22 protein-coding genes are annotated in these 17,149 nt (G+C 65.7%); 4 read left to right on the top strand and 18 right to left on the bottom strand.

The features are described 5' to 3' along the window. Nucleotides 1-20: 20 nt before the first annotated feature. From LG367_RS09160 to LG367_RS09085, 16 genes are all read right to left on the bottom strand, one after another. Entirely contained in the window at nt 21-632 is a 612-nt protein-coding gene (locus tag LG367_RS09160; RefSeq protein ID WP_226468940.1) for a hypothetical protein, read from the bottom strand. 15 nt (nt 633-647) lie between these two features. Beyond that, nucleotides 648-1,526 carry a papain-like cysteine protease family protein gene (locus LG367_RS09155; RefSeq protein WP_226468939.1) on the bottom strand — a complete coding sequence of 293 codons (879 nt, stop codon included), beginning with the start codon at nt 1,524-1,526 and terminating at the stop codon, nt 648-650. Between the two features lie 114 nt (nt 1,527-1,640). Then, nucleotides 1,641-2,189 (bottom strand): hypothetical protein, encoded by a 549-nt coding sequence (locus tag LG367_RS09150; protein ID WP_226468938.1) that lies wholly within the window; start codon nt 2,187-2,189, stop codon nt 1,641-1,643. 483 nt (nt 2,190-2,672) lie between these two features. Then, nucleotides 2,673-4,415, bottom strand: coding sequence for a phosphoenolpyruvate--protein phosphotransferase (gene ptsP / locus LG367_RS09145; protein ID WP_226468937.1), 1,743 nt, complete (start codon nt 4,413-4,415; stop codon nt 2,673-2,675). Further along, nucleotides 4,415-4,684 carry an HPr family phosphocarrier protein gene (locus LG367_RS09140; protein WP_226468936.1) on the bottom strand — a complete coding sequence of 90 codons (270 nt, stop codon included), beginning with the start codon at nt 4,682-4,684 and terminating at the stop codon, nt 4,415-4,417. The genes ptsP and LG367_RS09140 overlap by 1 nt, the downstream gene beginning before the upstream one ends. A 46-nt stretch (nt 4,685-4,730) precedes the next feature. Further along, nucleotides 4,731-5,123 carry a PTS sugar transporter subunit IIA gene (locus LG367_RS09135; protein ID WP_226468935.1) on the bottom strand — a complete coding sequence of 131 codons (393 nt, stop codon included), beginning with the start codon at nt 5,121-5,123 and terminating at the stop codon, nt 4,731-4,733. 57 nt (nt 5,124-5,180) lie between these two features. Next, a complete protein-coding gene (gene rapZ / locus LG367_RS09130) occupies nt 5,181-6,056 on the bottom strand; it encodes an RNase adapter RapZ (protein ID WP_226468934.1) in 876 nt (291 codons plus the stop codon). A gap of 207 nt (nt 6,057-6,263) precedes the next feature. Continuing rightward, the gene (gene hprK / locus LG367_RS09125) at nt 6,264-7,229 is read right to left on the bottom strand and encodes an HPr(Ser) kinase/phosphatase (RefSeq protein ID WP_226468933.1); all 966 of its coding nucleotides are present in this window, start codon (nt 7,227-7,229) and stop codon (nt 6,264-6,266) included. After that, complete coding sequence (locus LG367_RS09120; RefSeq protein WP_226468932.1) at nt 7,226-7,705, bottom strand: PTS sugar transporter subunit IIA; 480 nt, start codon at nt 7,703-7,705, stop codon at nt 7,226-7,228. Before LG367_RS09120 ends, hprK begins: the two co-directional genes overlap by 4 nt. A 150-nt stretch (nt 7,706-7,855) precedes the next feature. Beyond that, nucleotides 7,856-8,182: a ribosome hibernation-promoting factor, HPF/YfiA family gene (gene hpf, locus LG367_RS09115; protein WP_226468931.1), complete on the bottom strand. Its 327-nt coding sequence runs from the start codon at nt 8,180-8,182 to the stop codon at nt 7,856-7,858. 205 nt (nt 8,183-8,387) lie between these two features. After that, nucleotides 8,388-9,839 carry an RNA polymerase factor sigma-54 gene (locus tag LG367_RS09110; RefSeq protein ID WP_226468930.1) on the bottom strand — a complete coding sequence of 484 codons (1,452 nt, stop codon included), beginning with the start codon at nt 9,837-9,839 and terminating at the stop codon, nt 8,388-8,390. A gap of 168 nt (nt 9,840-10,007) precedes the next feature. Further along, a complete protein-coding gene (gene lptB / locus LG367_RS09105) occupies nt 10,008-10,727 on the bottom strand; it encodes an LPS export ABC transporter ATP-binding protein (protein ID WP_226468929.1) in 720 nt (239 codons plus the stop codon). After that, nucleotides 10,727-11,287 (bottom strand): lipopolysaccharide transport periplasmic protein LptA, encoded by a 561-nt coding sequence (gene lptA, locus LG367_RS09100; RefSeq protein ID WP_226468928.1) that lies wholly within the window; start codon nt 11,285-11,287, stop codon nt 10,727-10,729. Before lptA ends, lptB begins: the two co-directional genes overlap by 1 nt. Then, the gene (gene lptC / locus LG367_RS09095) at nt 11,268-11,828 is read right to left on the bottom strand and encodes an LPS export ABC transporter periplasmic protein LptC (RefSeq protein ID WP_226468927.1); all 561 of its coding nucleotides are present in this window, start codon (nt 11,826-11,828) and stop codon (nt 11,268-11,270) included. The genes lptA and lptC overlap by 20 nt, the downstream gene beginning before the upstream one ends. Further along, nucleotides 11,825-12,355: a KdsC family phosphatase gene (locus LG367_RS09090; RefSeq protein WP_226469259.1), complete on the bottom strand. Its 531-nt coding sequence runs from the start codon at nt 12,353-12,355 to the stop codon at nt 11,825-11,827. The genes lptC and LG367_RS09090 overlap by 4 nt, the downstream gene beginning before the upstream one ends. 43 nt (nt 12,356-12,398) lie before the next feature. Then, nucleotides 12,399-13,397 carry a KpsF/GutQ family sugar-phosphate isomerase gene (locus LG367_RS09085; protein WP_226468926.1) on the bottom strand — a complete coding sequence of 333 codons (999 nt, stop codon included), beginning with the start codon at nt 13,395-13,397 and terminating at the stop codon, nt 12,399-12,401. A gap of 156 nt (nt 13,398-13,553) precedes the next feature. Between LG367_RS09085 and LG367_RS09080 the strand changes: the two genes are divergently transcribed. From LG367_RS09080 to LG367_RS09070, 3 genes are read left to right on the top strand one after another with little or no spacing between them, the layout of a single operon-like run. After that, on the top strand, nt 13,554-13,787 hold the full coding sequence (locus LG367_RS09080; RefSeq protein WP_226468925.1) for a BolA family protein: 234 nt from the start codon (nt 13,554-13,556) through the stop codon (nt 13,785-13,787). After that, nucleotides 13,788-15,044, top strand: a complete 1,257-nt coding sequence (gene murA, locus LG367_RS09075) for a UDP-N-acetylglucosamine 1-carboxyvinyltransferase (protein ID WP_226468924.1) — start codon at nt 13,788-13,790, stop codon at nt 15,042-15,044. Nucleotides 15,045-15,075: 31 nt separating this feature from the next. Continuing rightward, nucleotides 15,076-15,396: an EF-hand domain-containing protein gene (locus tag LG367_RS09070; protein ID WP_226468923.1), complete on the top strand. Its 321-nt coding sequence runs from the start codon at nt 15,076-15,078 to the stop codon at nt 15,394-15,396. A gap of 31 nt (nt 15,397-15,427) precedes the next feature. Here LG367_RS09070 and LG367_RS09065 read toward each other — a convergent pair whose 3' ends face one another. Continuing rightward, entirely contained in the window at nt 15,428-15,883 is a 456-nt protein-coding gene (locus LG367_RS09065; protein ID WP_226468922.1) for a hypothetical protein, read from the bottom strand. A 4-nt stretch (nt 15,884-15,887) separates the two neighbouring features. Beyond that, nucleotides 15,888-16,508, bottom strand: coding sequence for a hypothetical protein (locus LG367_RS09060; protein WP_226468921.1), 621 nt, complete (start codon nt 16,506-16,508; stop codon nt 15,888-15,890). A 71-nt stretch (nt 16,509-16,579) separates the two neighbouring features. On the opposite strand from LG367_RS09060, the gene LG367_RS09055 reads away from it, so the two are divergent. Then, entirely contained in the window at nt 16,580-17,095 is a 516-nt protein-coding gene (locus tag LG367_RS09055; RefSeq protein WP_226468920.1) for a hypothetical protein, read from the top strand. The last annotated feature ends 54 nt before the right edge of the window (nt 17,096-17,149 follow it).

Below are 17,149 nucleotides of genomic sequence, written 5' to 3'. Positions count from 1 at the left end.
GACATCCAGGTACGACTGACTCAGCCTTCCAGGCTTTCGCCGCTGGCGCGCGAATACTCGGCCAACACGCGCTTGGCTTCGGGCTGGATCGCCTTGCGGAACGCGGGCTCGCTGTAGACGCGCTCTTTCAGTGGCGCGAGTCCGGGCAGCAACGGAAAGACCAGTGGCTTGCCGCCATCCTCGGGCTCCATGACCAGGACTTCGAGGTTGAGGGCGCGGCAACGCAGCAGCGAGAGCACGCCTGCGTCGCCACCGTTGCTCGGCGAATGCGCCTTGATGCGTTGCAAGGTCTGTCCGACGTGGCGAATCTGGTCGCCTTCGACCAGCCCCTCGATTTCGACATCGCCATCGTCTTGCGCGCCGCCTGTGTCCAGATCGACCGCGGCGCTGGCGATTCTGCCACTGCGCAGCAGGCAGCGCAGTCCGGTCGGCACGGCGTGCTGGAATCCGCCGCCTTCGGCCAGATGGTGCAGCGAGATCTCGCGAATCTCGTGCAGCATGCCGCTTTCGATGTCCGACAGTTCCGCGTCCTGCAGCTCCGAAGACAGCAGTCCCTGAGCGTGCGCACCTTGTACCAGCTCACGGACCAGATAATCGACGGCCGGGAGATTGTGCTTTTGTATGATTTTCATCGTGGTATCTCCGTTTCAGGCCTGAGTGGTGAAGGTTCGCCGCCAGGTGCCGCCACTGGGGAAGCTCGTCAACCGCACCAGCTTCTTGGTGGCGCCGCCCGGGTCCTGTACACGGATGTACTGGACGTTATCGATCGTGCTGTAGCCGGTGATTGCCACCGCATGGCCGCCGCCGCTGGTCCAGCCGATCGACACGCCGATCGGACGGCCGCCGACGATTTCCTCCTGGATCTTCTCGAAGCTCAGGCGGTGTTCGAGCGTTTCGTGCAGGTGTTGCACATGCTGCAATCCCAGCCTGGTCTTGTACGGTTTGTTGCAGGTCGAGCTGCCACCGTCCTTGCAGCATTCGTCCGGCTTGCCAGGCGGTGCGAATGCCCAGCCCGCCAATCTGCATTGGGTGAAATCGGGATTAGGTTCGGTGCCGGAGGGCCGGTAGAAGTCGGCGACCGATGAGCTCACCGCGGCCCAGCACCACTGGGTCTGCGCCTGCGCCTGCATGGGGAAGTCCAGCTTCTTGGTGACGGGCGCTTCGAATAGCGGAGCGTGCGCGATGGGTGCATAGATCGGCTTCCAGTCATCGGGCCATCCGTTATCCGGTGGCGTCGGGGTTTCGTTGGCAACGACCAGAAAGTTGAAGTCCACATTGAATTCGGCCGACGGGTCGCCGATCGTGCATGTATCGCCGGACAGGATGGGGATAGAACTCTTGCTGCCGGTGATCTGGCATGTGACGGTCCACGGTGCGTGCTTCGGCGATGTGGGGTACAACACGGTACTCCCGTACTCCACCGTGATCTTGGAATTCTTTCCCGCGGCATCATTGATCATGTAGGTCAGCAGGCCGATGCTCGGCGGCACCCCGTCGTTGCACAGGGTGAATTGGGTTGTGCTCATGGGAGTTTTCCTTGCAGAAGAGAAGGGGCGTCATCGCGCGGCCGGCCCCCCGCCTGCGCGGGGGGCGGAAGCTGGCCGCATGGCGATGCCTGTTCGCTGTCGACGGAAATGCCGTCAACCGACATCGAGCGTGAAGTAACCGAACTCCAGCGTGCTGGTGTCGGTGTTGGCTGCGATCACCGCGTTCGGATTGGTGGTGGTGGTGGTATCGGTGGTGACGCCGTTGATCACCGCGTAGATGTAGAACGTGTCGCCGATGGTCAGCGTCTGGATCTCGAAGGCGTTGTTGACCACTACCGTCTGCAGCGGCGCGCCGTTCTTGCTGATGGTGAAGGTGACCGAACTCAGGCAGGTTTTCTGGAACTGCAGCTGATTGGGATTGCTGCTGGGCAGTTCGACCAGGTTGAACTCGTAGGTGCCTTGTGCCTGCACCTGCACCACTTGCGCCAGGAAGCTGGTCGGGCCGTTCACATCCAGCGGCGCAGAGATGTAGGTATTGCCGTTGATCACTGCCGTGGCCGTCACCTGATAGGTGTCGTTGGTCGGGATCTGCATCTGCGCACCCGGTCCGATGCCGGGAATGCGCGCGATCACCTGTTCGCCGTTCAGGACCACGTACTGGGCGATATAGGACGTGTTGTTGCAAAGAGTCAGGTTGCTCATTGGAGAATCCTCTGGAGTGCGATTGGAAGAGTTCATGGATGCCGGGATCACATGCGTTCCTGATTCCTGGTCGTGGCTGCAATCAGGAACGCATTACCGACGTCTGCGACTCTAGGAAGCGCGTCCGGGGGCGATAAGTATCGTTACGGCAACGCACGCGAAGCGGCCGCGTAACAGCGGCCGGGCGTGTACAGATGGCGTTGATCACCGGCGGAAGAAGTCGCGGTGGATCGAGGGCGTTACCGACGTAACGGCGTTAACGCATGCGACAAGTTCGTCGTGCGGATGCTGTCAACGACATTTTGAGAGCGAGGTCTCCGATGTCGGCTCGGTTTGCGACGAGTATCGTTTTAGCGCGATACGGGGGTTCGCGGAACCCGTCACATGTTTGATCGCATGTGCCAACGGATCTGGAAAATCGAGGCGCGGCGCGGATGCGGCGAATATTCTTCGCGACGATCGCGAATGCGTGGCGCTGTGGCCTCAGTGCCCAGCCGCCGCGATGCCGCCGGAAGACACCTTGCGCAGCCAGTCTTCGATCGCATCGCGATCGCGGGCGCGCAGCAGCGCGCGCGCATTGCCGCGCAAAGCGGCCAGATCGTTGGCGCGGATCGCGCGCCGTACTTCCAGCAACGTGCCGGGGTGCAGGCTGAATTCTTCCAGGCCAAGCGCTAGCAGGAGCGGCGTGAACAGCGGATCGCCGGCCATCTCGCCGCAGACCGCAACGGGCTTGCCGCGGCGCTTGGCGGTGCGGATCACCTCGAACAGTAGGCGCAGCACAGCAGGGTGCAGCGGCGTATGCAGGTCGCCGAGCGCTTCGTTGCCGCGATCGGTTGCGAGCAGGTACTGCACCAGATCATTGGTGCCGACCGAGATGAAATCCACGGTGCCGATGATCGAAGGCAGGGCGATCGCCGCGGCCGGAACCTCGATCATGGCGCCGAGCGGGATGTTCTCGCCGATCTCGTGGCCTTCGCTGCGCAGATCGGCGGTCACGCGCTTGATCAGCCGCTTCACCGCCAGCATTTCCTCGCGGTTGGTGATCATCGGCACCAGGATGCGCACCGGACCATAGCCGGAGGCGCGCAGGATGGCGCGCAGTTGCGTCTCGAACACGTCCTGGCGGGCAAGCGACAGGCGCACGCCACGCAAGCCGAGTGCGGGATTCGGTTCGTTGGTGAGTGCGAGGCCGGTGCGGTCGGCCTTGTCCGCGCCGACGTCGAGGGTGCGGATGGTGACGGCGCGTCCGGTCATGCCGATCGCGACGTCGCGGTAGGCGCGGAACTGTTCTTCCTCGTCGGGCAACTCGCTGCGTTGCAGGAACAGGAACTCGGTGCGGTACAGACCGACGCCGGCGGCGCCGAGCGCATGCGCCTCGGCGACGTCCTCGCGTGATTCGGCGTTGGCGAAGAGCTTGATATCGACGCCGTCGAGCGTGCGCGAGGGTTCGCGCCGCAGGCGGTACAGCTGCTTGCGTTCGCGTTTCTCCTCGCGCAGGCGATTGCGGTAGGCGCGCAGGTCGTCGGCGTTGGGCTCGACCACCAGCAGGCCGCTGGCGCCGTCGACCACCAGCACGTCGCCGTCGTTGATCGCATGCAACGCCTGCGCGGCGCCGACCACCAGCGGGAGATGCATGCTGCGCGCCAGGATCGCGCTGTGCGAGAGCGTGCTGCCGGCCGCGGTGACGATCGCCATCACGCCCTGGGCCTGCAGCTGGACCAGTTCCGACGGTGCGACATTGTCGGCGACTAGAATTTCGCCGGCCACGCCCTGCAGATCGGCATCGCGCCGGTGCAGGGCGGCATGCAGGCGGCCGATGACGTGATCGATGTCATCGATACGGCTGCGCAGATAGGGATCGTCCATCGCCTCGAACACGCCGGCGAGGCGGTCGCGCTGCAGGCGCAGGGCATAGTCGGCGCTGAAGCGGGCCTGGCGGATCAGTTGGTCCAGGCCTTGCAGCAGCTCGGGATCGTCGAGCAGCAGCGCGTGCATGTCGATGAACTCGCCGATCTCCTGCGCGAGCGCACCGTGCAGCCGTTGACGCATGGCCTGCATCTCCGCCTGCACCAGGGCGATCGCCTCGTGCATGCGTTCGATTTCGGCATCGACGGCCTCGGCGGGAATCCGTTCCTCGGCAACCTCCAGCGCGTGCGGATGACGCACCCGTGCCCGGCCCAGGGCATTGCCTCGTGACGCGCCATGGCCGGAGAGGAGTTGCCGCATCAGGCCTCCTCGTCGAATCTTCGCTCGAACAAGGCCACCACCGCATCGATCGCGGCGGTCTCGTCCTCGCCATCCACGCGCAGCACGACTGGCGTGCCGTAGCCGGCGGCGAGCAGCATCACGCCCATGATGCTCTTGGCGTTGACCTCACGGCCCTTGGCGATGAGCGTGGCGCTGCAGCGATGGCCGGACAGCACTTGCACGAGCTTGGCGGTGGCGCGCGCATGCAGGCCGAGTTTGTTGGACACGATCAGTTCGCGTTCGATCATCTCAGAACCTGTCTCTCATGCGTCATTGGATTGCGTGTCATTAGTGTTACGCATCGTTATGAACCACGCCGTTGCGGGCGCCGGCGGCGGCGACCGCGGGCAATTCGTCGAGCGGAAGTTCGGGGTAGTTGAGCACGCGCAGCAGCATCGGCAGGTTCAGCGCCGAGACGCGCCGCACCGGCGTGCCCAGGCGCGCCAGCTTCGCCGCCAGGTTGCTGGGCGTGGCGCCGTAGAGGTCGGTCAGCACCAGCACGCCATCGCCGCCGTCGGCGCGGCGCAGGGCGGCGCTGGCCTGCGGGAGCAGGGCATCGGGGTCGCCTTCGAACGGCACCTCGAACACCTCGACCTTCAGCGGCAGATTGCGCAGCAACGCCGTCGTCACCGCGAGCAATGCGGTGCCGATGCCCTGGTGGGTGACGAGGAGGATGCCGACGGCCATGCCGTCAACTTAACAGAGGTTGGTGACGGCGGGTAAGGGCTGGGAGCGGCGGCTTATTCACTCCAGTTCGCGGTGATAGGTGGACACATCCGGCCACCCCATCTCACGCGCATGCTCGGCCAGCTTCTCGGCGAGATAGACCGAGCGATGGCGCCCGCCGGTACAACCGAAGGCGACGGTGACGTAGCTGCGCGTGCTGGAATGCATGCGCGGCAGCCAGGTGTCGAGCAGGCCGGTGATCTGCTGGAGGTACTCGTTCACTTCCGGCTGCGCTTCCAGATATTCGCGCACGCCAGTGTCGCGGCCGGAGAGTGGGCGCAGCCGTGCGTCCCAGTGCGGATTGGGCAGCATGCGCGCGTCGAACAGGAAGTCCGCGTCCGCCGGGATGCCACGCCGGTAGGCGAAGGATTCGAACAGCAGCGACAACGGCAGTTCGCGTTCGAGGTCGAGCTCGTAGCGCATGCGCCGGCGCAGCTGGTGCACGTTGAGGTCGCTGGTGTCGATGATGACGTCGGCCAGCGCGCGCAACGGTTTCAGGATCTGCCGCTCCAGCGCGATGGCGTCGCCGAGTGCGAGGCCGCGCTGGCTGAGCGGGTGGCGGCGGCGCGTGTCGGCGTAGCGCTTGAGCAGGACTTCGTCGCGGGTGTCGAAGAACACCAGTTTCGGATCGAGTCCCAGCGCGCCCACCGCTGACAGCCATTCCGGGATGTTGGTGAGGTTGCTCTGGCGGTTGCGCACGTCGATGCCCACCGCCAGGCGCTGCGGCGCGCCGTGCTCGCGAGCGACGCTGTCGATGAAATTGGGCAGCAGTTCCGGCGGCAGGTTGTCGACGCAGTAGAAATCGAGGTCTTCGAAGGTGTGCAACGCCACCGACTTGCCGCTGCCGGACATGCCGCTGACGACGAGGAGCAGGGGAGGGCCGGTGTCGTTCATCGGCCCTATGGTTTCAAAGATTCGTGGCGGCTTCCAGCACGGAAGGCCGGTAAGGGCAATCCGGCGGCGTTGTTTGGGCTCGTCATTCCCGCGAAAGCGGGAATCCAGCGACTTTAGGCTTTTGCTTGATCTGATCCGAAAGGCACTGGATTCCCGCTTTCGCGGGAATGACGAGCAAGAGCGGGGGCTTTTCCGGTTTCCGGTCCCTCACGACCCGTCCCGGTCCCCGCGCTCCAGGAAGTGCGAATGCCGCGCCATGAACGCCGCGGCCGGGTCGACGCCCTTGGCGCGCAGGATGTGGGTACGCGTGGCGGCCTCGGTCAGCACGGCGAGGTTGCGGCCGGGCATCACCGGCAGGGTAATCATGGGCACGTCCAGATCGAGCACCTGGCGCACGCCGAGGTCGCCGGTCAGGCGGTGCATGCCGTCGCTCTCGGCGCCGGGCTCGGTGTTGGGGCGGCTCAGATGCACGATCAGGCGCAGGTACTTGTTCCGCTTCACCGCGGTGTCGCCGAACATCTGGCGGATGTTGAGCACGCCCAGGCCGCGCAGTTCCAGCAGGTCCTGCAGCAGTTCGGGACAGGTGCCGTCGAGCACGTCGGGCGCGATCTGGGTGAATTCCGGCGCGTCGTCGGCGACCAGGCGATGGCCGCGCGTGATCAGTTCAAGCGCGAGTTCGCTCTTGCCCGAGCCCGACTCGCCGGTGATCAGCACGCCGATCGAATAGATTTCCATGAACACGCCGTGCAGCGTCACGCGCGGCGCCAGCGTGCGCGCGAGGTAGTACTGGACGTGGTTGAGCAGTTCGTGGCCGCGCTTGGGCGAGGTCCACAGCGGCGTGTCGGATTCTTCCGCGGCGCGGCGCAGGTCCTCGGGACAGATCTGGTCCTTGCTGATCACCATCGCCAGCGGCCGGTACTGAATGATCTTCTCGATCGTCGCCCAGCGGATGCGCGATTCCAGGCTGTCGAGCCAGGCCAGTTCCTCGGTGCCGAGGATCTGCACTTTGTTCGGATAGATGATGTTGAGATAGCCGGCCAGCGACGGTCGCCTTGCCACGGTTTCCACCGCTTCGAGCACGCGCGATTCGCCGCGCTGTCCAGCGAGCTGGCGCAGGCCGAGGCGATCACGCAACTGGTCGAACAGATCTTGCGCGGTGATGCTGGCGTTCATCGAGCAGTCTTGGCCGTCGTCGTGGAGCTGTCGGATTCCCCGAGCAACACCTCGCACAAGGCGGGGCGGTCGCGCGCGCTGCGCAAGGCCTCGCGGAATTGCGCATCGGAGAAATGATCGGCGAGTTCGGACAAGGCCTGCAAGTGCAGTTCCGGTGCGTCCTCGGGCACGCTCAATGCGAAGACGAGATCAACGGGCTTGTCGCCGTTGCCGAAATCGACCGCGTGCCCGAGACGGAGGAATGCGCCGCGTGGCTGCACGAAGGCCGCGCCGCGCGCATGCGGGATGGCGACGCCGCAGCCGATGGCGGTGCAGCACTCGCGCTCGCGTTCGCGCAACGCTTCGGCGATGCCGGAAGCTTGCGCGGAGGATGCGGCGGAGAGCAGGCGGGCGGCGGCGTCGAGCACGTCGTCGCGATCGATGGGATCGGCGAGCAGGGCGATGCGCTCGGGGGCGAGCAGGGTGGCGAGCGACATCGTTGGGTGTTTATCTTTTGAGGTTTGATGCGTCTTGGCTGCCATCCGTGGCGCGAGATTGCTGGCTTCGGATCGTCCGGCCCGACCATGCCTGGTCGGGCGTTCGGGACCGCAGTCGATGCCGATAGGGCATCGACCAAGCGCGGTCCCTCACCCAAAACTCCCGTTGCGGGATGCGTTTTCGCCGCGATGATGATCGACGACCTTGCTCTTGTGCTTCATCAACAGGCGATCGAGCTTGTCGGCGAGCAGATCGATCGCGGCGTACATGTCGACTGCATTGGCATCGGCATGCAATGTCTTGCCGGCGAGATTGACGGTGGCTTCGGCGCAGTGATTCGGTTTGTCCAGACTGAGCTGGGTACGGACATCGAAGGGCTGGTCGAAATGGCGCGAGAGTCGTTGCAGTTTGTTTTCAACGTAATCGCGCAGCGCGGGAGTGACTTCGATTTGCTGACCATGGGTCTCGATACGCATCCGCTTCTCCTTTCGACTTAAGACGGCTGACAGCATCGCGCCAACTTTGGCGTCGATGGCTAAAAGCAGGTTAACGCAGCCCGGAGGTGACGGGAAGAGACGTTTATGACAGTGTCTACCAAGGTCGACGGACAGGTTTCCGTCATGTTTCGGAGCGCCGCGGCGGTTTGCGCGGCTCCGCCGGCTGCCTGCGCGGTTTGCCGCCTCAGTCCACGCGCACCCGATCGTGCGAGGAGGGGATATTGAGCGCCTCCCGGTATTTGGCGACCGTTCGCCGCGCCACCGGCACGCCGGAGGCCTTCAGCATGTCGGCCAGGCGCGCGTCGGAGAGCGGTTTGCCGGGGTTCTCGGCCCCGATCAGGCGTTTGATCATGTCCTGAATGGCGGTGCTGGAGGCCTCGCCGCCGCCGCCGGTATCGATGCCCGAGGCGAAGAAGGCGCGCAGCGGCAGGGTGCCGCGCGGCGTGCGCACGTATTTGCGCGCCACAGCGCGCGAAACGGTGGACTCGTGCAGGCCGATCTCGGCCGCCACCTCGCGCAGGGTCAGCGGGCGCAGCGCCTGGGCGCCGAATTCCAGGAATCCGGACTGTTGGCGCACCAGGCATTGCACGACCTTGAGCAGTGTTTCGCCGCGCTGGTGCAGGTTTTTCAGCAGCCAGCGCGCCTCCTGGAGGCGGCCGCGCAGGTAGCCGGCGTCGCTGGCGCCGGCGTGGCGGATCATCTGTTCGTAACCGTGGTGGATGGTCAGGCGCGGGCGGCGTTCGTCGGCCAGGCTGACCCGCCAGATGCCCTGGTGGCGGCTGATGACGCAATCCGGGGTGACATAGGTGTCGGTGGGCAGGGCGCCGACCTGGGCGCCCGGGCGCGGATCGAGGGTACGCAGCAGCTGTAGCGCGATCGCGGCGGCCTCGGCGTCGCATTTCAGCTCGGCGGCGACCCCGGCGATGCCGATCCTGGGCAGGCGATCGATCGGTCCGGCGATCAGCCGGCGGGCCAGGGCCTTGCCGGGGGTGTCGTCGGGGAGGACGTCCAGCTGCAGGGACAGGCATTCGCCCAGGTCGCGCGCGCCGACGCCCGAGGGGTCGAAGCGCTGGATCTGACGCAGCACGGCGACGATCTCGTCCTCGCTGCACACCAGGTCCGGCTGCAGCGCTTCTGCGATGGCGGACAGCGGCTCGCGCAGATAGCCGTCGTCGTCGATGGCGTCGATCAGGGCGAGCCCGATGGCGATGTCGCGCGAGGACAATTGGGTGAGGCGCAGCTGCCAGGTGAGGTGATCGCGCAGATCGTCGGTCTGCACGACCCGCTCGGCGGCGTTGTCGTCCTCATGGCCGGGCCGGCCGCCTTCATGCGGCTCTTGCCAGGAATGCTCCTGCCAGCTGTGCTCTTGCCAGCTGTCCTCGTGCGCGCCTTCCCAGCGGTGCGCGTCGGCGTCGGGTTCATCGTTGCCCGCGGCCTGGGACGTCGGCTTGTCGGACGAGGCGGCGACGCGCAGCGGCTCGGCCTCTTCCCAGTCGAGCAGCGGATTGCTCTCGATCGCGGCGTTGATTTCCGCTTCCAGTTCCAGCGCCGAGAGTTGCAAAAGGTGTAGCGCCTGGCGCAACTGGGGCGTCAGGACGAGCTGTTGGCTGAGGGATGTCTGGAGGCGCGGCTTCATCGGGGGATCCACGTTATGTTGCCCGTGGTCTCCCGAAATCCGCTACCTCGCGTCGTCGTCCCTGGCGCGAAATGACGGGCTCTGGAAGCCCACGGCCTAGCCATCCGTGACCAGGCGTTCGGAGAGCGTGACAGATGTCGATGACATCCGTCGAACGCGCCCCGTCATCTACAAGCGGAAGGATTCCCCCAGGTAGACCCGGCGCACATCGGGATTGGCCAGCAGCGCGTCCGGAGCCCCCTGCGCGAGCACGCCGCCTTCGCTGAGGATATACGCGCGATCGCAAATGCCCAAGGTCTCGCGCACGTTGTGGTCGGTGATCAGCACGCCGATGCCGCGATGCTTGAGGTGTTCGACGATGCGCTGGATCTCGCCGACCGAGATGGGATCGACGCCGGCGAAAGGCTCATCGAGCAGCATCAGGCGCGGATTGGCGGCCAGCGCGCGCGCGATTTCCACACGGCGGCGCTCGCCACCGGAGAGGCTGGCGCCGATCTGGTCCGCGACGTGGCCGATCTGCAACTCGTCGAGAAGCTTTTCCAGCTCGCGCTGGCGGTTGCGGGCATCCAGATCCTCGCGCAGTTCCAGCACCAGGCGGATGTTGTCGGCCACCGTGAGCTTGCGGAACACCGACGGCTCCTGCGGCAGATAGCCGACGCCGAGGCGGGCGCGGGTGTACATCGGCTCGGCGGTGATGTCGCGGCCGTCGAGCACGATCTCGCCGTCATCGGCCGGCACCAGGCCGACGATCATGTAGAAGCAGGTGGTCTTGCCGGCGCCGTTGGGGCCGAGCAGACCGACCACTTCGCCGGCATCGAGCGTCAGGCCGAAATCGCGGACGACCTCGCGCGAGCGGTAGCGTTTGCGCAGTCCTTTCGCGACCAGCATTACTTGCTGTCCTGCTTCGGCGGCGTCTGGCTTGGCGTCTTCTTCTCGGCGGGCTGCTGGGATTTCTTCTTCGGTTCGAAGGTCATCTGCACCGGTCCGCCGCCGGCGTCGCCGCCGCTCTGCACCTGTCCGGTCTTGGTGTTGTAGACGATGCGGCCGCCGGCCATCGAGCCGCGGCCGGGCTGATCGACGTGGGCGTTGCCGGTGAACACCACCGTGTCGTTGGGCAGGTCGTAGTCGACCTGATCGGCGGTGGCATTCATCCAGCTGCCGTCGTCGTTCTGCTGTTTCAGCTTCACCGGCGAGCCGTTGAGCTTCACGGTCTTGATGTCACCGTCGGCGCGGCGCAAGTCGGCCTTCGCCGACTGGATGTCCAGCGTGCCCTGCACGATGTGGACGTTGCCGATCAGGAGGCAGGGACCGTCGGTGGTCGAGCAGTCGCTGCTGTCGGCCGTCACGTTCATTCGCTGATCGCGATCGGAAGTCTTCGACCAGGCAGGGCCGGCCAGCAAGAAGGCGGCCACGATCAAGGGCAGGAGGCTAACGGCGCTTCGGGTCATTGGTCATCTGTACCTTGGAAAGAAGGCGGATGCGCTTATCCGCCAGATCGGCCTGCATCCCCACACCCTGCATTGTAGAGCCCGGGGACGTGACCGTGACCAGAACCTCGGAGGTCGCCTCGTTCTTGTCCGGGAAAACGTTCAGTTGCTCGGTTTTCAGCGTCGAGGGCTTCTGCGCGCCAGGCGGGCTGTTGGCTACGACATTACCGCGCATGCGCACTTCGCTGTTGTCGGCGGCCACCCAGGCGGTTTTCGAACGCACTTCCCAGCGCTGGCCTTCCTTGTCGGGCAGGAAGAACAGCGGCGTTTCGATCGACATCGTCCTGTCGTCGGGGTTCTGCGCCAGTTGCGGCGCGCGCAAGGTGAGGGATTCCTTGCCCTGCTTGTTGAGGGCGATGACCTCGAAATCGTGCAGCAAGTAGCTCGGGCGTGTGCTGGCGGTCACAGTCGTGACCTGTTCGGAGCGCTGCTGCCACACCGACCAGCCGGTGATGATGGCAGCCGCCAGGAGCATGAGCGTCAGGACGCCGCGCCAGGTCATGCGACCTCCGTCGCGTCATGGCCCTGCGCGAGGAGCAGCAGGTCGCACAGCTCACGCGCGGCGCCCTCGCCCCCGCGCGCGCTCGTGCGCCAGTGCGCATGTGCGAGCACGGAAGCGTGCGCGTTGGCTGGCGCCACCGCCAGGCCGGCGGTCTGCATCGGGACGCGGTCGGGCAGATCGTCGCCCATGAAGCAGACTTGTTCGGCACTGAGGCCCAGGCGTGCGCGGATTTCGTCGACGCGGACCTGTTTGTCCTTGACACCGATATGCGCTTCGACACCGAGCTCGGCGGCGCGCTTTTCCGCGACGACGCTGTTGCGCGCCGTCACGAATGCCACCGTGATGCCCGTCTTGCGCAGCAATACCAATCCCTGGCCGTCCAGGACGTGGAAGGCCTTCAGTTCGCGGCCTTCGCTGTCGAAATACAGGCGCCCGTCGGTCAGGGTGCCGTCGACGTCGAAGCACGCCAGGCGAATCTTCGCGGCGCGTGCGAGCAGGTCGGCGGGATAGGTGGGCGAATTGGGCACGAAGGTGTCTATGGGTCCGTTCAAGGGCATGTCGAGTCGGTTCTTACACCACGCGCGCGCGCAACAGGTCGTGAATGTTGAGCGCGCCGACGACGCGCTGCGTCTCGTCGAGCACGATCAGCATGGTGATCTTGCGGGTTTCCATCAGTCGCGCGGCTTCGCTGGCGAGCGCGTCGGCATCGATGGTGACCGGCGCGCGCGTCATCACATCGGCGATGCGCGCGCCGTGCACGTCGATGGTCGGATCGGCCAGCGTGCGGCGCAGATCGCCGTCGGTGTACAGGCCGAGCAGGCGATCGTCGCCGTCGACGATCGCGGTCATGCCCAGGCGTTTGCGGCTCATCTCCATCAGCGCCTCGGCCAGCGTGGCGTCGCCGGGCACGCGCGGCACTTCCTCGCCGGTGTGCATCACATCGCGGATGTGCAGCAGCAGGCGCCGGCCGAGCGCGCCGGCCGGATGCGAGCGCGCGAAATCATCGGCGGTGAAGGCGCGTGCATCGAGCAGCGCCACCGCCAGCGCATCGCCCAGCGCCATCGAGGCGGTGGTGCTGGTGGTGGGCGCGAGATCGAGCGGGCAGGCTTCGGCCGGCACGCTGACGTCCAGATGCACGTCGGCCTCGCGCGCCAGCGACGACTGCGGGCGGCCGGTCATCGCGATCAGCAGATTGCCCTGGCGCTTGAGCACCGGCAGCAGCGTCAGGATCTCGTCGGACTCGCCCGAGTACGACAGTGCCAGCACCACGTCGGCGTCGGTGATCATGCCGAGATCGCCGTGGCCGGCTTCGCCCGGATGCACGTAGAAGGACGGCGTGCCGGTGGAGGCGAGGGTGGCGGCGATCTTGCGCGCCACGTGTCCCGACTTGCCCATGCCCAGGCACACCACGCGGCCGGTGCAGGCCAGCATCAGGCGGCAGGCGCGCGAGAACTCGCCATCGATGCGCGCACCGACGGCGGCGAGACCTTGCTGTTCGATCTCGAAAACACGGCGGCCGCTGGCGGCGAGCGCTGCGTCGTCGATGGGCTGTGTTCCGTTGGCGGGCATACCAGACCGGGGCCGTTTCCGTTAATCTAATCCATTCATTTTATGCGGTTATTCCCGCAAAAGCCCGGAAACTCCCAAAAACCGCGCACTTACCGTAGTGCCGCGATTCAAGAACCGTCCGGAAGCACCGGTACGGCAGGCAGGACTAGCAGAGATTTGGACGCCAATACCATCCGCAATCTGATCGAACAGGGCTTGCCGGGCGCGCGCGCCGCCGTGCAGGGCGACGACGGTGTGCATTTCGAGGCGACGGTGGTCTCCGAGGCGTTCCGGGGCAAGCTGCCGCTGGCACGGCATCGCATGGTCTACGCCACGCTGGGCGAATTGATGGGCGGCGCGATCCACGCGCTCGCCTTGCGCACGCTGACACCTGAAGAAGAGCGCGTCTAAATGCAAAAGATCGTAGTGACCGGCGGGCGTCCGCTCGCGGGCGAAGTCGCCATTTCCGGCGCCAAGAACGCCGTGCTGCCGATCCTGTGCGCGGCACTATTGGCGGATGAGACGGTGGCGATCGGCAACGTGCCGCGGCTGCACGACGTCAAGACCACGCTGCGCGTGCTCACCGAACTGGGCGCCGGTGTCGAGATCGCCGACGACTACTCGCTGCGCATCGATCCGCGCACCGTGCACAGCCACGTCGCGCCGTACGAGCTGGTCAAGACCATGCGCGCCTCGGTACTGGTGCTGGGGCCGCTGCTGGCGAAATACGGCGCCGCCGAAGTCTCGCTGCCGGGCGGCTGCGCGATCGGATCGCGTCCGGTCGACCTGCACATTCGCGCGCTGGAAGCATTGGGCGCCGAGATCACCCTGGAACACGGCTTCATCAAGGCGCAGGCGAAGCGCCTGAAGGGCGGGCGCATCAATTTCGAGATGGTCAGCGTCGGCGCCACCGAGAACGCGCTGATGGCGGCCACGCTCGCCGAAGGCACCACCGTCATCGAGAACGCCGCGCGCGAGCCTGAAATCGTCGATCTCGCCGCATGCCTGGTCGAACTGGGCGCGCAGATCGAAGGTGCGGGCACGAGCCGCATCGAAGTGCAGGGCGTGCAGCGCCTGCACGGCGGCACCCATCGCGTCGTCGCTGATCGCATCGAGACCGGCACTTTCCTCGTCGCTGCGGCCATGACCGGCGGCCATGTCACCGCCACGCATGCCAATCCCGGCACGCTGGAAGCGGTGCTCGAGAAACTGGCGGAGGCCGGCGCCGATGTGAGCGTGCAGGGCGACCGCATCACCGTCGACATGCGTGGGCGCAGGCCGAAGGCGGTCGACATCGTCACGCAGCCGCATCCCGGTTTCCCGACCGACATGCAGGCGCAGTTCATGGCCATGAACTGTGTAGCGACAGGCACCAGCATCACCGACGAGACGATCTTCGAAAACCGCTTCATGCACGTCAACGAACTGCTGCGGCTCGGCGCCGACATCCACATCGAGGGCCATCGCGCCACCGTGCACGGCGTGGCGCAGTTGAGCGGCGCACCGGTGATGGCGACCGATCTGCGCGCCTCGGCCTCGCTGATCCTCGCCGGCCTCGTCGCCGACGGCGATACCATCATCGACCGCATCTACCATCTCGACCGCGGCTACGAGCGCATCGAGGACAAGCTGTCCGCGCTCGGCGCGCAGATTCGCAGGATCGACTGAGTGTTCCACAGCATCGACTGAGGACAACGATATGCCGACAGACCCACGCACACGTTTGAGCAGGCGCCGCCGGTTATGGTGGATCGTCTGCGTCGTCCTGGTCGCCTACGCAGGCTGGGCCTGGTATGTCGGCGTCGCCTTCACGGCGGGCGTGCAGCCGAAGGAAATGGATTGGAACGGCGACGGCAACGTCTCCAATCTGGAGATGCTGCAGTCCGCGTACGCCGTGGGTGTGCGCACCACACAGCAGGGTGCGCGCACCTGTCGCACGTTCTACTGGATCGGCAAGGGCGAGAAAGATCCGTTCCGGGTGTCTTGCCGTACCGAAGTCGCCGGCAAGGACGGCAAGTAGGCGTCAATTTCGCGCGGGTGCTTGCCTGTGCCTACGTCGCGGATGCATGCGTCCGCGCGTAGGGCTGCCGATCCCAGTCCAGACGCGAACGATCCAGCCCGCTGACATCGAAGCTGGCGCGCTGCATGCCCTTGCCGCGAGCGGGAAAATCCACCGTCAGCAATTGCGCATCCCGCAACGCATACCAGAGTTCGCGCGGCTCGCGGATCGACAGAATCGGCGTCGATGACTCCGGGCGCGAAGCGTTGATGGTGCGCGACGGCCCGCTGTCGACGGCGATATCGACGCTGCAGCCGGTCGGGCAATCGAAGTCGCCGCTTTCCAGCGCCAGATGCACGTCGTAGCCCCAGATCGGATCGTCGCGGAACACCAGTCGCACGAAGTTCGCGCCGCTGCCGTCCAGGTACACCCGCATCATGCTGGTCAGCGTGGCGGTGACGCGCGTGCCGCCGTCGACCGCTGTGCTCTCGTAGGTCCAGGCGCCCATGTGCTTAGTTCCAGCCGGCGGGAAGCTTGCTGGTGTCGACGCCGGTGACGTCGAATTCGATCTTGCCGGTGCCGGACTTGGCCGGGAATTCGATCGAGAGCGTTTTCGCGCTCGCGATCGATTGCCAAAGCTTGTCTGGCTCACGCAGCGACAGACGCGGCTGCGGCGTTTCCGGTCGCGAGGCCTGGACCGTTTTCGCGGCGCCGCCGTCGACGCTGATCTGCGCCTTGCAGCCGGTCGGACAATCGATGCCGTCCCGCGCGAATTCGACATACGCGGTGCGGCCCCACACCGGATCGTCGGCGAAGACCAGTTGTGCGCCGCCGCCGTCGCTGCCGTGTCCGGACACACTGGCCGTGCGCTTCGCGCCGTCACTTCCTTCGTAACTCCAACCGCTCGAAGTGGTGGTCGATGCGGCGGCGCTGGCTGCATCCGCGGCGGGTGCCGTCGCGGCCGCGGCGTCGGCTGTGGTCGCGCTGTCCGCGGAAGGCGCTTCGGCGGTTGGCGTTTGCGCGGAAGAGGGCGACGACGCATCAGCGGTTGCGGCCGGTGCCTCGGCGTTGTTCTTGCACGCGGCGCAGGCGAGCATGGCGGCGGCCAGCAAGGACAGCGATTGGATTTTCATCCAAGGTCTCCGTTGTCAGAAGATGATGTTATTGAAGGCTATACTGGAATTTCAAAAGTAACGGGGGCGTTATGGGCAGTCAGGTCGCGATCATTCTCGACAACCCGCCGCTGGACACGGATGCCTGGGCCGACGAGGTCTTTCGCGAGGCCGGATTCCATCCGGTCAGCAACGACGAAATCTCGAAAGCGATGGCGCAGGATCAGACGACCCTGGACGCGCTGTTGCAGAACGCCGGTCACACGCTCGGCCCCGTCGATGCATTGGCGGGTTATTACCGGCAGGCGTTGCAGAGACTGCACGGCGACAAGGCGCGTCTCGGCTTGTACGGCACCGCATGGCTCAGCTATCTCGAACATGTCGACGCCTGCGTGGTGGATTGGTCGGAAGTGGAGAAGCGCGCCACCGCGCCACGTGTGTCGGAAGGCGATGGCAACATGTTCCGTTCCGAGGCCAAGCGTTTCATCCACGAGCGTACCAACAAGTTTGTCGCGCCCGGGCGTCTGCTCGAACTCGAGCCCGGAACACCGCACGCGGAGCGCGTCGCGAAGACGCTGGAATTCCTGCGCGGCTTGAATCTCGGTTGAGGCATCTCGAAAACGCGAAGCCACGATTCCGCGCACGACTCTGCATTCGTCTCC

The organism is Luteimonas panaciterrae (genome assembly GCF_020511115.1).
In the GTDB taxonomy this organism is placed as follows: Bacteria; Pseudomonadota; Gammaproteobacteria; order Xanthomonadales; family Xanthomonadaceae; genus Luteimonas; species Luteimonas panaciterrae.
Note: the sequence above shows the minus strand (reverse complement) of the source record. Positions and strands in the feature narration are given on the sequence as shown.

Bases quoted from the DNA above. Each gene is read 5' to 3' on its own strand.
- murA (WP_226468924.1), top strand. From the start codon at position 13,788: ATGCAAAAGATCGTAGTGACCGGCGGGCGTCCGCTCGCGGGCGAAGTC.
- LG367_RS09140 (WP_226468936.1), bottom strand. From the start codon at position 4,684: ATGATCGAACGCGAACTGATCGTGTCCAACAAACTCGGCCTGCATGCG.
- ptsP (WP_226468937.1), bottom strand. From the start codon at position 4,415: ATGCGGCAACTCCTCTCCGGCCATGGCGCGTCACGAGGCAATGCCCTG.
- LG367_RS09120 (WP_226468932.1), bottom strand. From the start codon at position 7,705: ATGTCGCTCGCCACCCTGCTCGCCCCCGAGCGCATCGCCCTGCTCGCC.
- hpf (WP_226468931.1), bottom strand. From the start codon at position 8,182: ATGCGTATCGAGACCCATGGTCAGCAAATCGAAGTCACTCCCGCGCTG.
- LG367_RS09060 (WP_226468921.1), bottom strand. From the start codon at position 16,508: ATGAAAATCCAATCGCTGTCCTTGCTGGCCGCCGCCATGCTCGCCTGC.
- lptB (WP_226468929.1), bottom strand. From the start codon at position 10,727: ATGCTGGTCGCGAAAGGACTGCGCAAACGCTACCGCTCGCGCGAGGTC.
- LG367_RS09070 (WP_226468923.1), top strand. From the start codon at position 15,076: ATGCCGACAGACCCACGCACACGTTTGAGCAGGCGCCGCCGGTTATGG.
- rapZ (WP_226468934.1), bottom strand. From the start codon at position 6,056: ATGAACGACACCGGCCCTCCCCTGCTCCTCGTCGTCAGCGGCATGTCC.
- LG367_RS09065 (WP_226468922.1), bottom strand. From the start codon at position 15,883: ATGGGCGCCTGGACCTACGAGAGCACAGCGGTCGACGGCGGCACGCGC.
- LG367_RS09155 (WP_226468939.1), bottom strand. From the start codon at position 1,526: ATGAGCACAACCCAATTCACCCTGTGCAACGACGGGGTGCCGCCGAGC.
- lptC (WP_226468927.1), bottom strand. From the start codon at position 11,828: ATGACCTGGCGCGGCGTCCTGACGCTCATGCTCCTGGCGGCTGCCATC.
- lptA (WP_226468928.1), bottom strand. From the start codon at position 11,287: ATGACCCGAAGCGCCGTTAGCCTCCTGCCCTTGATCGTGGCCGCCTTC.
- LG367_RS09055 (WP_226468920.1), top strand. From the start codon at position 16,580: ATGGGCAGTCAGGTCGCGATCATTCTCGACAACCCGCCGCTGGACACG.
- LG367_RS09150 (WP_226468938.1), bottom strand. From the start codon at position 2,189: ATGAGCAACCTGACTCTTTGCAACAACACGTCCTATATCGCCCAGTAC.
- LG367_RS09135 (WP_226468935.1), bottom strand. From the start codon at position 5,123: ATGGCCGTCGGCATCCTCCTCGTCACCCACCAGGGCATCGGCACCGCA.
- hprK (WP_226468933.1), bottom strand. From the start codon at position 7,229: ATGAACGCCAGCATCACCGCGCAAGATCTGTTCGACCAGTTGCGTGAT.
- LG367_RS09110 (WP_226468930.1), bottom strand. From the start codon at position 9,839: ATGAAGCCGCGCCTCCAGACATCCCTCAGCCAACAGCTCGTCCTGACG.
- LG367_RS09085 (WP_226468926.1), bottom strand. From the start codon at position 13,397: ATGCCCGCCAACGGAACACAGCCCATCGACGACGCAGCGCTCGCCGCC.
- LG367_RS09160 (WP_226468940.1), bottom strand. From the start codon at position 632: ATGAAAATCATACAAAAGCACAATCTCCCGGCCGTCGATTATCTGGTC.